The following is a 13,486-nucleotide window of genomic DNA, read 5'->3' as shown; positions in this document are numbered from 1 at the left end:
ATATCTGGTTGCGCCCATTTGAGGAATGTGCTACATTGAAAGAGTCTAATTTCCGCGCTCTGCGGAATGTATTCACGCATCAGTTCGATGCAGAAATCCTTTTTTTATTGATAAATATTGTTTTTCTGACGGTTATGCACCGTTTTGCCGGGGAGGGATGCCTTTGTCTGTGGAAAAGTAAGCTTCTGTTAAATGTGAATGTGTAAAAGATAATGCCATAGCAGGCAGAAATGGAGAATTGTGATGAAAAACAGAATATGGAAACAGATAAGGAGAACTTCAATTGCAGCTGCAGCTGCGGGAACTGTACTGGTGGGAAATATTCAGCCGGGAACCGTTTTGGCATCTGCATTTCAGTCAGGGCCGAACCCGAAAGTGGAGCAGAGTTGTTTCTGGACAGACAGAGAGAAGGGAATGGCAGAGCTGGATATCCGGATCACGGGATTAAAGGACTGGATAATGGAAAGAAGGATTTCGGACGGCAATGAGAACCTGCCGGAAATAACAGAATCGGAAAATAAGCAGGAAATGGAGGAAGAAGATGAGTACATGGAGGAGCTGGCATCCGGGAAAACAGTATACGAAGAGAATGAAACGCAGGAGGAAGAGAGTGAGGGCTCACAGGAGGGAACGACGTCCGGAGGAGAAGATGTAGAGAATGAAAGCTCTGCCATGATACTGGAAAACGAAGAAGTCACGGAAGAGGATCAAAATCCGGAAGAAACGGAGGAAATGCCAGAAGAAGAATCGGAAGAGGAATCCGGGGAAAACAAAAATCCTGACGTGGAACCGGAACCAGTGACCTGCGTGGTGTATGTCTCGGAATATTTTTCCCCGGAAACAACATCACTTCCGGAAAATGTACAGACACAGCAGATACCGGTGAAAAATCAGAAAGGCGAAGATACGGAAATCACAAAACTGGTATATAAGATAGAAACGGAAAATTTCCATGAGGAATCTATTTTGCTGCAGATTCCGCTGTCTCTGCGGGAAGAATACAGATATCCGGTGGAAGAAACCAGTTATCTGCTGGTGCAGGATGAACCGCTGCAGAAAGACTGTGATGGTGCGGGAACAGCTCTTCTGGTGAAAGAAAACGGAAGTACTCAGATTCTTGCGGAAGGAATTTCTCCAATTCTTACTGTGGAAGCTGCAAAAGCAGATATGACACTTTCTGTAACTTCCGAGACAGAAGAAATGAAAGCCGGAAAAACCATCCGTTATCGGGTAGATCTTGCGAATACAGGGGCTCTGGATCTTGAGAATATCCGGATGACCAGCAGTTTTTCCTGCCCGAAGATTACGCAGCAGTGGGAAGAAGCACAGGGACTTACCGGAAAAGGCTCCAGGGCGGAAGTGACAGAGTTGAAAGCCGGTGAACAGAGGAGTTTTTATATTCTGGCACCGCTTTTAAATGAACAGGAAAAGGATCTGGAGCATAAAGTGGAAGCAGGGGCAAAAGTGAAAGGCCGTCCGGAGGAAACTATCTTTCGGAAGGCGGAGGTGGTCAGTCCGCTGCAGTCTTTGAAGGCGGATTTTTCCGTAAAGAAAACAGCAGACCGGGAAAGCGCAGCTCCAGGAGAAACCGTGACGTATCAGATCTGTATCATAAATACAGGGGAAAAAACACTGCATTCGGTTGTTGGAACAGAACGTTTTCAGGCAGAGGGAATTGAAGCACAGTTTGTGGAAAAGGAAGGCATTAGGTTAAACAGCACCAGAACCAAGGCACTGATCCCACAGATAGCGCCAGGAGAAGCCGTGTCACTTCAGGCAACGGTAAAGATTCCGGAAAAAACCGTAAACCAGAAACTTTTTAACCAGATCTCTGTGACAAGTAAGGAAACCGGTGAAAAACAGGTGACTGCATCCGCAGAGATTACTGTGGAAGGAAAAGCCACCCAAGCGCTGGAAACAGAGATGATCTCAGAAAATGGAGAGCCGGATTCCACATCTGTACAGGAAGGAATGGCAAGAGAGGCATCCACACATCCGAAAACAGGAGATGATACAGATACAGAACTGTTTGTTCTGCTTGCACTGACAGCTGCAATCACAGCTCTGGGGGCTTTCTGGCTGTACCGAAAATATGCCGGAATGCGAGAGAAAAAGTGATGTTTCAGGCGTTGGGCGCACCGTAAAGAAACGTTGAAAACAGGGGGCAGGTGTGCTATTCTATATGGTATGTACATAAAACAAGAATAGTATGCCTTCCCGTATTCTGGCCGCGAAGCGACAGCAGAGATACGGGGAAATGGAGGAGAAAAAATGAAACTTTTATCCTTATTGGAACATCTTGAATACAAATGTCTTCAGGGAAGTACAGACCAGGAAGTTTCTTCTGTTGTTTATGATTCCCGTAAAGTGGAAGAGGGAAGCCTTTTTATCTGCATCCGGGGCGCTGTAGTAGACGGACATAAATTTGTGCCGGATGTTGTGGCAAAGGGAGCCAGAACTCTTATTGTGGAGGAACCTGTAGAAGCTCCTTCTGATGTAACGGTAATTCAGGTGAAGGATACCCGTTATGCCATGGCGTTTATTTCCGTTGCATGGTTCGGACATCCGGCAGAGAAACTGAAAACCATCGGAATCACAGGAACAAAAGGAAAAACCACAACCACCTATATGGTAAAATCCATCCTTGAGAATGCTGGATACAAGGTAGGTCTTATCGGAACTATCGAGGCGATTATCGGAGAAAAACATATCCCGGCTGCCAATACCACACCGGAGTCCTACATGGTACAGAAATATTTTCATGATATGGTAGAGGCAGGATGTGACGCGGTAGTTATGGAGGTTTCCTCACAGGGACTGATGCTTCACAGAACCCAGGGCTTCATCTTTGATTTTGGTATCTTTACCAATATTGAACCGGATCATATCGGACCGAACGAGCATAAGGATTTTGACGATTATCTTCACTGCAAATCCATGCTTCTCAAACAGTGTAAAGTCGGTATCGTAAACCGTGACGATGAGCATTTTGACCGGATTGTGGAGGGACACACCTGTGCTCTTGAAACTTACGGATTTTCTGAAAAAGCGGATCTTCGTGCAGAAGATGCAAAACTTGTGGGAAGAAAAGGATATCTTGGAATTTCCTACCATGTGAAGGGACTTCTGGACTTCCCGGTTGAGATTGATATTCCGGGTAAATTCAGCATCTACAATTCCCTGACAGCCATTGCCATCTGCCGTCATTTCAAAGTATCAGAAGAGAACATCATCAAGGCTCTGAAAGTAGCCAAAGTCAAAGGACGTATTGAGATGATCAAGGTATCGGATGAATTTACACTGATGATCGATTACGCACATAACGCCATGGCACTGGAGAGCCTTCTTGGAACACTGAAGGAATACAACCCGCACAGACTGGTATGCCTGTTTGGATGTGGTGGAAACCGTTCCAAACTCCGCCGTTATGAGATGGGTGAGGTTTCCGGAAAAATGGCAGACCTGACCATCATCACATCCGATAACCCAAGAGATGAAGATCCGCAGGCTATCATTGACGATATTAAAATCGGAATGGCAAAAACAGATGGAAAATATGTGGAGATTCCGGATCGTAAGGAAGCGATTGCCTATGCGATTCATCATGGCGAACCAGGAGATATTATTGTTCTTGCAGGAAAAGGCCATGAGGATTACCAGGAAATCAAGGGCAAAAAATACCCAATGGATGAGCGTGTGCTGATTCAGGAAATCCTGGAAGAAGACCAGAAAGCGTAAACGGATGATTTATGCAGATGTGATCATTGACATTTCACATGAGAAGCTGGACCGGGATTTTCAGTACCGTGTTCCGGAAGAACTGGAGCAGTCCATAAAACCGGGCGTTGTGGTTACAGTGCCTTTCGGAAAGGGAAATACAGTCCGGAAGGGTTATGTAATCGGGATTTCCACAGAAGCCAAATACGATGCTTCCAGAACCAAGGAAATCCAGGGAGTATCCACAGATGGTGAGACAACAGAATCCAGGCTGATCGCACTTGCGGCATGGATGAAAGAGACGTATGGTTCTACCATGATTCAGGCACTGAAGACGGTTCTGCCTGTAAAAGATAAAGTCCGGGCCAAAGAAAAAAAACTGATTTTTTTTACCGGGGAGAAAGCGGCTGCCGAAGAATTGCTGAAAGAACTGGAGGGCAGCCGCTTTAAGGCACGTGAAAGATTTCTGCGGACAATTCTGGAGTCAAAAAGTCTGGATTACACCTACGCATCCAAAGAACTGGGGGCCAGCAGTTCTGTTCTTGATTTCTTCGAAAAAAAAGGTTTTATAAAAATCGAAAGTCAGGAAATGTACCGGATTCCGGAAAGTGAGGGGCTTGTAAAAGACGACAGAGAGCTGTGCCTGAATCAGGAACAGCAGGAAGCGGCAGAGCAGATTTTCCGGGAATGGCAGAATCCACATCCGAGACCAACGCTCCTGTTCGGAGTAACCGGAAGCGGAAAAACCCAGGTCTATATGCGGCTGATCCAGAAAGTTCTGGAGGAAGGAAAACAGGCCATTGTCCTGATTCCGGAGATTGCCCTTACGTACCAGACTGTCCGCCGCTTTTATGCCATGTTTGGGGATAAGGTTTCGGTTCTGAATTCCAGACTTTCTTTAGGAGAGCGTTATGATCAGTTTAAACGGGCAAAACGTGGAGAGGTGCAGGTGATGGTAGGCCCCAGATCTGCACTGTTTACACCGTTTTCCAATCTGGGACTGATTGTGATTGATGAAGAACATGAACCCACATACAAGAGCGAAAATACGCCCAGGTATCATGCGAGGGAAACTGCGATCCAACGTGCACAGATGGAACATGCACAGGTTGTGATGGGTTCCGCAACTCCGTCACTGGAAGCATACAGCCATGGGTGCAGCGGAGAATATCTGCTGGTGAGACTGCGTGCACGTTATGAGGAAAGACCTCTTCCACAGGTATCGATTGTGGATTTGAGGGAAGAATTAAAAAAAGGAAACCGTTCTGTGCTGAGCCGGGAACTTAAAACTCAGCTGGAACAGGTCCTTGAAAAACGGGAACAGGCCATGCTGTTTCTGAACCGGAGAGGTTATGCAGGGTTTGTCTCCTGCCGGGCCTGCGGCCATGTGATGAAATGTCCACACTGTGATGTATCTTTAAGTGAGCATAACGGAAATCGGCTGATCTGCCATTACTGTGGTTATGAAACAGCGAAGCCGGAAGTCTGTCCGTCCTGTGGTTCGCCTCATATTGGAGGATTTAAGGCAGGAACCCAGCAGATTGAGAGAGTTCTGGAAAAAGAATTTCCGGAAGCCAGGGTACTTCGGATGGATTTTGATACCACAAGGACCAAGGACAGCTATGAAAAAATTCTGGCATCTTTTGCAGGGCATGAGGCAGATATTCTGGTGGGAACCCAGATGATTGTCAAGGGACATGATTTTCCGGATGTAACTCTGGTCGGCGTGATTGCGGCAGATCTTTCCCTGAATATGGATGATTATCATTGTGGAGAGAGAACCTTTCAGCTTCTGACCCAGGCAGTGGGACGTTCCGGCAGAGGTGACCGGCCGGGACATGCGGTGATCCAGACGTATCAGCCGGAACATTACAGCATTCAGGCGGCAGCTATCCAGGATTATGAAAAATTTTATAAAGAAGAAATGGGTTACCGGATGCTTCTGGATTATCCACCGGCAGCCCATATGATGACCGTTTTTGGCGCCTGCCAGGATGAAGAATTTCTCAAAAAAGCCATGTATTATATAGAAGTTTTTATCCGCAGGGTAAGTCCGAAAGAGGAGCTTCACATGATCGGCCCTGCGTCTGCATCGGTAGGAAAAGTAAAAGATGTTTACCGCCAGGTGCTCCATCTGAAGCACACAGATATACGTTTTCTCACGGCAGTCAGAGAAAAGCTGGAGAAATATATAGAGATAAATTCCGGATTCCGGAAGATATACATTCAATTTGATATGAATTAAAGGAGAAGAAAAATGGCACTTAGAACAATTCGTGTACAGGGCGATTCTGTACTGACAAAAAAATCCCGCACAGTGGACAAAATGACACCAAGGATCGGAGAACTGATTACAGATATGCTGGATACCATGTATGATGCAATGGGCGTAGGCCTTGCGGCACCACAGGTGGGAATCCTGAAACGTATTGTTGTAATTGATGTAGGGGAAGGCCCGATTGTGCTGATCAATCCGGAGATCCTTGAGACCAGCGGTGAGCAGACCGGTGATGAGGGATGCTTAAGTGTTCCTGGAATGGCAGGACAGGTTACACGTCCGAACTACGTGAAAGTAAAAGCACTTGACGTCAACATGGAAGAGCAGATCCTTGAGGGTGAGGGACTTCTTGCGAGAGCGTTCTGCCACGAGATCGACCATCTTGACGGAAAAATGTATACAGAACTTGTGGAGGGAAAACTTCACAAGGTAACTTATGATGAGGAAGACTAAAGGCGGGATAATATGAAAATTGTTTATATGGGAACTCCGGACTTTGCGGTAGCACCTCTTGCGGCGCTGGTAGAGAACGGATATGAGGTGGAGGCTGTAATTACACAGCCGGATAAACCTAAGGGCAGAGGCAAGACCATGATGCCTACCCCTGTGAAAGAAGAAGCACTGAAACATGAAATTCCGGTTCTGCAGCCGGTGAAGGTAAGGGATCCGGAGTTTGTGGAGAAACTTAAATGTCTTGCACCGGATATTATTGTTGTAGCGGCATTTGGACAGATTATTCCGAAGAGTATTCTGGATATGCCGAAGTTCGGATGCATCAACATCCATGCATCTCTGCTTCCGAAGTACCGTGGAGCAGCGCCGATCCAGCAGGCAGTGATCGACGGAGAAAAAGAATCCGGCGTTACCATCATGCAGATGGGAACCGGACTGGATACCGGTGACATGATTTCAAGAATTGTGGTGCCACTTGCGAAGGATGAGACAGGAGGAAGCCTGTTTGCCAAACTTGCCCAGGCGGGCGCGGAACTTCTGATTCAGACATTGCCGTCCATTTTTGACGGAACTGCCACCCGCGAAAAACAGCCGGAAGAAAGTCCGACTCCATATGCGGCCATGATCTCCAAGAAAATGGGACTTCTGGATTTCAGCAAAAATGCAGAGGAACTGGAGCGACTGATAAGAGGCTTGAATCCATGGCCAAGCGCATTTACCTTTATCAATGGAAAAACAATGAAGGTATGGAAGAGTTCTGTACAGGAAAAACAGGCAGAAGAAGCGCCGGGAACTGTGATTTCCGCAGACAAAGAGGGAATCCGTGTAGCATGTGGAAAGAATGTGCTGGTGCTTCAGGAAGTACAGCTGGAAGGCAAAAAACGTATGGAAGCAGATGCCTTCCTCCGGGGATATCAGCTGAAACCAGGAGACATGTTTAAAGATTCCAGGGAGTGATGAGTTATGTACGGATATGGTTATTACGGATGGGGAATGGACCCTACCGTTCTTTTACTTGTAATCGGAATGCTTCTTTCTCTTGCAGCCTCCGCAAAGCTCCACAGTACCTTTGCGGTTTACAGAAAAGTCCGGAATCATTCCGGGATTACCGGCGCAGAAGCTGCACAGAGAATCTTAAGAGCCGCCGGAATTACGGATGTACAGGTGGTTCCGATCAGAGGAAGCCTTACGGATCACTATGACCCAAGAACAAAAACCGTGTCTCTTTCTGAAGATATTTATGGAAGAAATTCACTGGCAGCAGTAGGTGTGGCTGCACATGAATGTGGACATGCCATTCAGGACGCCATCAATTATGCGCCTCTGAATATCCGGTCTGCCATTGTGCCGGCTGCAAATATCGGGTCACAGTTATCATGGCCACTGTTTATTGCAGGACTGATTTTTTCGATCCGTCCCCTGGTAACTCTGGGAATTGTTCTGTTTTCACTGGCAGTTCTGTTTCAGCTGGTAACATTGCCGGTTGAGATCAATGCATCTTCCAGAGCCCTGAAGATGCTGGAGAGCACCGGTATTTTAGGCACAGATGAAAAAAAAGGAGCAAAAAAAGTACTGACAGCGGCAGCACTTACCTATGTGGCAGCGCTGGCGGCATCTATCTTACAGCTTCTGAGACTGATTATCCTTGCAGGAGGTAGAAATCGTGATTAACAGCGGAGTAAATGCAAGAGAACTGATCCTTGAGATCCTGCTGCAGATTGAGGAAGAAGGCGAGCACAGCCACATTGCCATCCGCAATGCTCTTTCCAAATATCAGTTCCTTCCCAAGCAGGAACGCAGTTTTATAACGAGAGTATGCGAGGGAACCCTGGAATACAGGATTTATATTGACTATGTGATTGATTCTTTTTCCAAAATATCCGTAAATAAGATGAAACCGCAGATTCGTGAGATTTTAAGAAGTGCGGTATATCAGCTGAAATTTATGGACAGTGTGCCGGACAGTGCTGTATGTAATGAGGCGGTGAAGCTGGCACAGAAAAAAGGCTTCTATAATCTGAAACCTTTTGTCAACGGAGTGCTCCGTACCATTGCAAGGGAAATTGGAAATCTGGAACTTCCGTTAAGAGAAGAGAACGAAGTACGTTATCTTTCTGTGAAGTATTCCATGCCGGAATATCTTGTGGAAAAATGGAATGCTGCCTATGGTGTGAAGACAACCGAGAAAATTCTTGAAGATTTTCTCACAGAAAGACCGATTACAGTGCGGTGCCGGACACATAAAGCGTCTCGGAAGGAAATCGTTACCAGCCTGAAAGCACAGGGAGTAACGGTGGAACAGGCACCGTATCTTTCCTATGCACTGAAAATTTCTGATTACAACCATATCCTGACACTGGATGCATTCCTTCAGGGAAAAATCCTGGTGCAGGATATCAGCTCCATGCTGGTGGCAGAGGCGGCCAGCCCCAAAAAAGGGGATTACATCATTGATATGTGCGCGGCGCCAGGTGGCAAGAGTATTCACGTCGCAGATAAGATGGGCGATTACGGAAATGTGGATGCAAGGGATGTAAGCCAGTACAAAGCCGATCTGATTAAGGAAAACATTCAGAGAACCGGTGTGATCAATGTTGATGCAAAAGTTCAGGATGCAACCATTTATGATCCGGAGTCTGAACAGGCTGCAGATATTGTGATTGCGGATGTACCGTGTTCCGGGTATGGAGTTATCGGCAAGAAACCGGAGATTAAATACAGGGCAACGCCACAGAAACAGGAAGAAATCGTAATGCTTCAGAGGATGATCCTTGACAAGGCGGCGAAATACGTGAAACCGGATGGAACACTGATTTTCAGTACCTGTACCATTGCCCGTGAAGAAAACGAAGAAAATGTATTATGGTTTTTAAAGAACTATCCGTTCCGACTGGAAAGCCTTGACCCGTATATTCCGGAAGAACTTCACTGTAAATCCACCAAGCTTGGATATCTGCAGCTTCTGCCTGGAATACATAAGACAGACGGATTCTTTATTGCCAGATTCAGAAGGAAATAACAGAAAATGACAGATATAAAATCCATGACAATGGAGGAACTGAAAAATCTGATGACAGAGATCGGCGAGAAGCCCTTCCGTGCAAAACAGATCTATGCATGGCTTCATCAGCAACTGGTTACCTCCTGGGATGAAATGACAAATCTTTCCAAAAGCCTCCGTGAAAAGCTTTCGGTTTATCCGATTACAGCGCTCAGCCAGGCGGATGTGAGGATTTCAAAAATTGACGGAACCAGAAAATATCTTTTTCAGCTGGAAGACGGAAATGTAATTGAGAGTGTTCTTATGAGATATCATCACGGAAACTCCGTATGTATCTCCTCGCAGGTTGGTTGCCGTATGGGCTGCCGGTTCTGTGCCTCCACCATTGGAGGACTGACCAGATGCCTGAAACCTTCCGAGATGCTGGATCAGATTTACCGGATTCAGGCAGATACCGGAGAGCGTGTGGCCAATGTGGTTGTAATGGGAACCGGAGAGCCGATGGATAATTATGATAATCTTGTCCGCTTTATCCGGATTCTTACCGACGAGAACGGCCTTGGAATCAGCCAGAGAAATGTGACGGTTTCCACCTGTGGAATTGTGCCGAAGATGTATGAGCTGGCGGAAGAAAAACTTCAGATTACCCTGGCGCTTTCCCTTCATGCTCCAAATGATGAAAAGCGTCAGGAACTGATGCCTATTGCAAATAAGTATTCCATGGATGAGGTTTTGGATGCCTGCAGAAATTACTTTGACAAAACAGGTCGGAGGATTACGTTTGAGTACAGTCTTGTGGCCGGGGTCAATGACAGCGAGGAAGATGCAAAGCAGCTGGCAGGCCGTATCAGAGGAATTAACTGCCATGTAAATCTGATTCCGGTTAATCCGATTAAGGAACGTTCCTATGTGAGGTCTACTCGACAGGCTGTGGAGAATTTCAAAATAAAACTTGAAAAATACGGAATTAATGTTACTATTAGAAGGGAAATGGGCAGTGATATTGACGGTGCCTGTGGACAGCTAAGAAAAAGTTACATGGAAAAAACAGAAAGCGAGAAGTGACATGAGGATATACTCAGCTACTGATGTAGGGCAGAAGCGGAAGATGAATCAGGATTACGTGTTTGCGTCTGAAGGTCCGGTGGGAAATCTGCCTAATCTTTTCACAGTCGCGGACGGGATGGGTGGCCATAACGCCGGTGACTATGCATCCTCACATGCAGTACGGATCCTTGTGGATGAAATCCGTGAAGATGCGGATTACAATCCGGTGAAGGTCATTCGTCATGCCATTGAAACTGCAAACACGGAGATCAGAAACCGTGCACAGGAAGACGAAAACCTCCGGGGCATGGGAACCACTATGGTAGTGGCGACTATTGTAGATCAGTATGCCTATGTAGCCAATGTAGGTGACAGCCGTTTGTACGTGATTCAGGACGGGATCCACCAGATCACCAGAGACCATTCACTGGTCCAGGAAATGGTGAGAATGGGCGAGATCAGCCAGGAGGAAGCACGGAATCATCCGGACAAGAACATTATTACAAGGGCGCTTGGCGCGGAGAAAACGGTGGATGTGGATTTCTTTGATCTGAAACTTGAGGAAGGCTGTACCATTCTTATGTGTTCAGATGGCCTCAGCAATATGGTTGCAGATGAAAAGATTGCAGAAATCATATCCGATCCGGAAGCAGATATTGATCAGAAGGGCAGCGCGCTCCTTCGGGAAGCAAATCAGAATGGTGGTAAGGATAATATTGCAATCGTACTGGTAGAACCATTCACGAATGAGGTGGAAACATGTTGAAGACGGGAATGATCATAGCCGAGCGCTATGAGATCGTAGGAAAAATCGGAACTGGCGGAATGGCAGATGTCTATAAGGCTATGGACCACAAGCTGAACCGCTTTGTAGCAGTGAAAGTCCTGAAACCGGAATTTCGGGAGGATACCACATTTATCAAAAAGTTCAGAAGTGAGGCCCAGGCAGCAGCCGGTCTTACTCATCCGAACATTGTCAATGTATTTGACGTGGGAGATGACGGTGGTGTTTATTACATTGTTATGGAGCTGATTGAGGGAATTACCCTTAAGGAATATATTTCCAAAAAAGGCAAACTCTCCATCAAGGAAGCAACAAGCATTGCGATTCAGGTTTCCATGGGTCTGGAAGCAGCACACAGCCATGGAATTGTTCACAGAGATGTAAAACCGCAGAATATTATCATCTCCACAGATGGTAAAGTGAAGGTAACAGACTTTGGAATTGCCAGAGCTGCGTCATCCAATACCATCAGCTCCAATGTGATGGGATCGGTACATTACAGTTCTCCGGAACAGGTAAGAGGTGGATACAGCGATGAGAAGAGCGATATCTATTCTCTTGGTATCACACTGTATGAAATGGTAACAGGAAGAGTTCCTTTTGACGGAGATACAACCGTTGCCATTGCTATCAAGCATCTACAGGAAGAGATGGTTCCGCCAAGTGTGTATACACCGGATCTTCCGTACAGCCTGGAGCAGATCATCCTGAAATGTACCCAGAAGAGTGTGGATCGCCGCTATGGACGTATGGAGGATGTGATTGCAGATCTGAAGCATTCACTGATTGATCCTCAGGGAGATTTTGTGAAGCTTGCCACGGTAGATACAGACGCCAAGACTGTTGTGATCTCCGAGGAAGAACTGGGAGAAATCAAACATACACCGAAGCAGATTACCAAGCCGGAACCCACTGCTCTTGAGGAAGAAGAGTATGATGATAACGACTACGATGATGCTGAGGACGACTACGATGCAGGCGCCAGAAAGAAATCCGGAAAGAAAAAGAAAAAAGGTTCCGGCATGGGCCTGACAATTGCTGCATTAATCGGAGGGGCGGCCCTTCTGATTATCCTGGTGGTTGTTTTTGGACGTGCGGCAGGCCTTTTTGGAAACAGCAGTACAAACAGCGGAAAAACAGAGACCGAGCAGAAGACAGAAGAGTCAGCATCCAATATGGCAACTGTGCCAGATCTTGTAGGTAAGACAGAAGATGAGGCAAAGACACTTGCAAATGATGCACACCTTGGTGTACAGATGGCAGGTGAGGAATCTTCCAACCAGGAAAAAGGCAAGATTTCCCGTCAGGAAACCGCAGCGGGAACTCAGGTGGAAGAATATACAACTGTGAAGTACTGGGTAAGTACCGGAACTGCACAGGTTACCATTCCGGATCTGGATGGACGTACCGGAATTGACGCACAGCAGACTCTGGAGGATCTGGGACTTGAGGTAACTGTTCAGAAGGAGTACAGTGAGACCGATGATAACGGTTACGCACTGGTAGATCCGGGATATGTTTACAGCGTTGAGCCGGCAGCAGGCACTTCTGTGCAGGCTGGATCTTCGGTAACACTGACAGTCAGCCGTGGTGTTGATTATGGCGATAACGCAGAGGTTCCAAGTGTTGTTGGAATGAGCAAGGATGATGCGCTTACTACTTTGGGCAAGTTTATTGATATCCAGATTACAGAGCAGCAGAGTACAGAGGCTGCCGGAACTGTTATCGCACAGGAACCGGAAGCTTATGCGGCAGCGGATCCGGATCAGCCAATCTATCTGACGATCAGCTCCGGTGACCAGGCTCCGTCTACGGACAGCAGTGCATCCACAGACAGTACCGCGTCTACAGACAGCAGCGTGTCCACAGACAGCACAGCCGCCACAGACAGTACTGCATCTACAGACAGCACAGTGGCATCCGCAGGAAGCACAACAAGCGGTTCCGGCTGGAAATGTACACAGACACTGGATACTCCGTCCGGATATAACGGAGGAGCAATCCGTCTGGAACTGATTCAGGAAGTAAATGGTGAGCCGAAGGCTTCCACCATCCTTGACGGACAGAATGTAAACTTCCCGTATCAGCTTGATGTGACAGGTGCAGACGGTGTTACAACCGGAACCATTTACCTTTACGAGCAGGTAAATGGAGATTATCAGCAGCTTGGTACTTATACCGTTACCTTTAAGGAAGCCAACTGATT

Annotated in this window: 10 protein-coding genes; all 10 read left to right on the top strand. The window is 46.8% G+C overall.

The window, feature by feature from the left end:
• Positions 1-243: 243 nt before the first annotated feature.
• The 10 genes from GPK88_RS04095 (at position 244) to pknB (ending at position 13,484) form a co-directional block, all read left to right on the top strand.
• On the top strand, positions 244-2,118 hold the full coding sequence (locus GPK88_RS04095) for a COG1470 family protein (RefSeq protein ID WP_173762424.1): 1,875 nt from the start codon (positions 244-246) through the stop codon (positions 2,116-2,118).
• Positions 2,119-2,271: 153 nt separating this feature from the next.
• Positions 2,272-3,738 (top strand): UDP-N-acetylmuramoyl-L-alanyl-D-glutamate--2,6-diaminopimelate ligase, encoded by a 1,467-nt coding sequence (locus GPK88_RS04090; RefSeq protein WP_215707547.1) that lies wholly within the window; start codon positions 2,272-2,274, stop codon positions 3,736-3,738.
• 4 nt (positions 3,739-3,742) lie between these two features.
• A complete protein-coding gene (priA, locus tag GPK88_RS04085; protein ID WP_173762425.1) occupies positions 3,743-5,962 on the top strand; it encodes a replication restart helicase PriA in 2,220 nt (739 codons plus the stop codon).
• A 12-nt stretch (positions 5,963-5,974) separates the two neighbouring features.
• Positions 5,975-6,448 (top strand): peptide deformylase, encoded by a 474-nt coding sequence (def, locus tag GPK88_RS04080; protein WP_173762426.1) that lies wholly within the window; start codon positions 5,975-5,977, stop codon positions 6,446-6,448.
• A gap of 12 nt (positions 6,449-6,460) precedes the next feature.
• Positions 6,461-7,405 carry a methionyl-tRNA formyltransferase gene (fmt, locus tag GPK88_RS04075; protein WP_173762427.1) on the top strand — a complete coding sequence of 315 codons (945 nt, stop codon included), beginning with the start codon at positions 6,461-6,463 and terminating at the stop codon, positions 7,403-7,405.
• 6 nt (positions 7,406-7,411) lie between these two features.
• On the top strand, positions 7,412-8,119 hold the full coding sequence (locus GPK88_RS04070; RefSeq protein ID WP_148448520.1) for a zinc metallopeptidase: 708 nt from the start codon (positions 7,412-7,414) through the stop codon (positions 8,117-8,119).
• Positions 8,115-9,467 carry a 16S rRNA (cytosine(967)-C(5))-methyltransferase RsmB gene (gene rsmB / locus GPK88_RS04065; RefSeq protein ID WP_148448577.1) on the top strand — a complete coding sequence of 451 codons (1,353 nt, stop codon included), beginning with the start codon at positions 8,115-8,117 and terminating at the stop codon, positions 9,465-9,467. Before GPK88_RS04070 ends, rsmB begins: the two co-directional genes overlap by 5 nt.
• Before the next feature lie 6 nt (positions 9,468-9,473).
• Positions 9,474-10,514: a dual-specificity RNA methyltransferase RlmN gene (gene rlmN, locus GPK88_RS04060; protein WP_173762428.1), complete on the top strand. Its 1,041-nt coding sequence runs from the start codon at positions 9,474-9,476 to the stop codon at positions 10,512-10,514.
• A gap of 1 nt (position 10,515) precedes the next feature.
• Positions 10,516-11,262 (top strand): Stp1/IreP family PP2C-type Ser/Thr phosphatase, encoded by a 747-nt coding sequence (locus tag GPK88_RS04055; RefSeq protein WP_148448523.1) that lies wholly within the window; start codon positions 10,516-10,518, stop codon positions 11,260-11,262.
• On the top strand, positions 11,256-13,484 hold the full coding sequence (gene pknB / locus GPK88_RS04050) for a Stk1 family PASTA domain-containing Ser/Thr kinase (protein ID WP_148448525.1): 2,229 nt from the start codon (positions 11,256-11,258) through the stop codon (positions 13,482-13,484). The genes GPK88_RS04055 and pknB overlap by 7 nt, the downstream gene beginning before the upstream one ends.
• The last annotated feature ends 2 nt before the right edge of the window (positions 13,485-13,486 follow it).

It is taken from the genome of Blautia sp. MCC269 (assembly GCF_018785655.1).
GTDB lineage: Bacteria > Bacillota > Clostridia > Lachnospirales > Lachnospiraceae > Blautia_A.
The sequence above is the reverse complement of the archived record's forward strand: the minus strand, read 5'-3'. Positions and strand labels throughout refer to the sequence as shown.

What these genes read in the sequence shown, in the direction of transcription:
- GPK88_RS04095 (WP_173762424.1), top strand. Translation starts at nt 244, where the DNA reads ATGAAAAACAGAATATGGAAACAGATAAGGAGAACTTCAATTGCAGCT.
- GPK88_RS04090 (WP_215707547.1), top strand. Translation starts at nt 2,272, where the DNA reads ATGAAACTTTTATCCTTATTGGAACATCTTGAATACAAATGTCTTCAG.
- priA (WP_173762425.1), top strand. Translation starts at nt 3,743, where the DNA reads ATGATTTATGCAGATGTGATCATTGACATTTCACATGAGAAGCTGGAC.
- def (WP_173762426.1), top strand. Translation starts at nt 5,975, where the DNA reads ATGGCACTTAGAACAATTCGTGTACAGGGCGATTCTGTACTGACAAAA.
- fmt (WP_173762427.1), top strand. Translation starts at nt 6,461, where the DNA reads ATGAAAATTGTTTATATGGGAACTCCGGACTTTGCGGTAGCACCTCTT.
- GPK88_RS04070 (WP_148448520.1), top strand. Translation starts at nt 7,412, where the DNA reads ATGTACGGATATGGTTATTACGGATGGGGAATGGACCCTACCGTTCTT.
- rlmN (WP_173762428.1), top strand. Translation starts at nt 9,474, where the DNA reads ATGACAGATATAAAATCCATGACAATGGAGGAACTGAAAAATCTGATG.
- GPK88_RS04055 (WP_148448523.1), top strand. Translation starts at nt 10,516, where the DNA reads ATGAGGATATACTCAGCTACTGATGTAGGGCAGAAGCGGAAGATGAAT.
- pknB (WP_148448525.1), top strand. Translation starts at nt 11,256, where the DNA reads ATGTTGAAGACGGGAATGATCATAGCCGAGCGCTATGAGATCGTAGGA.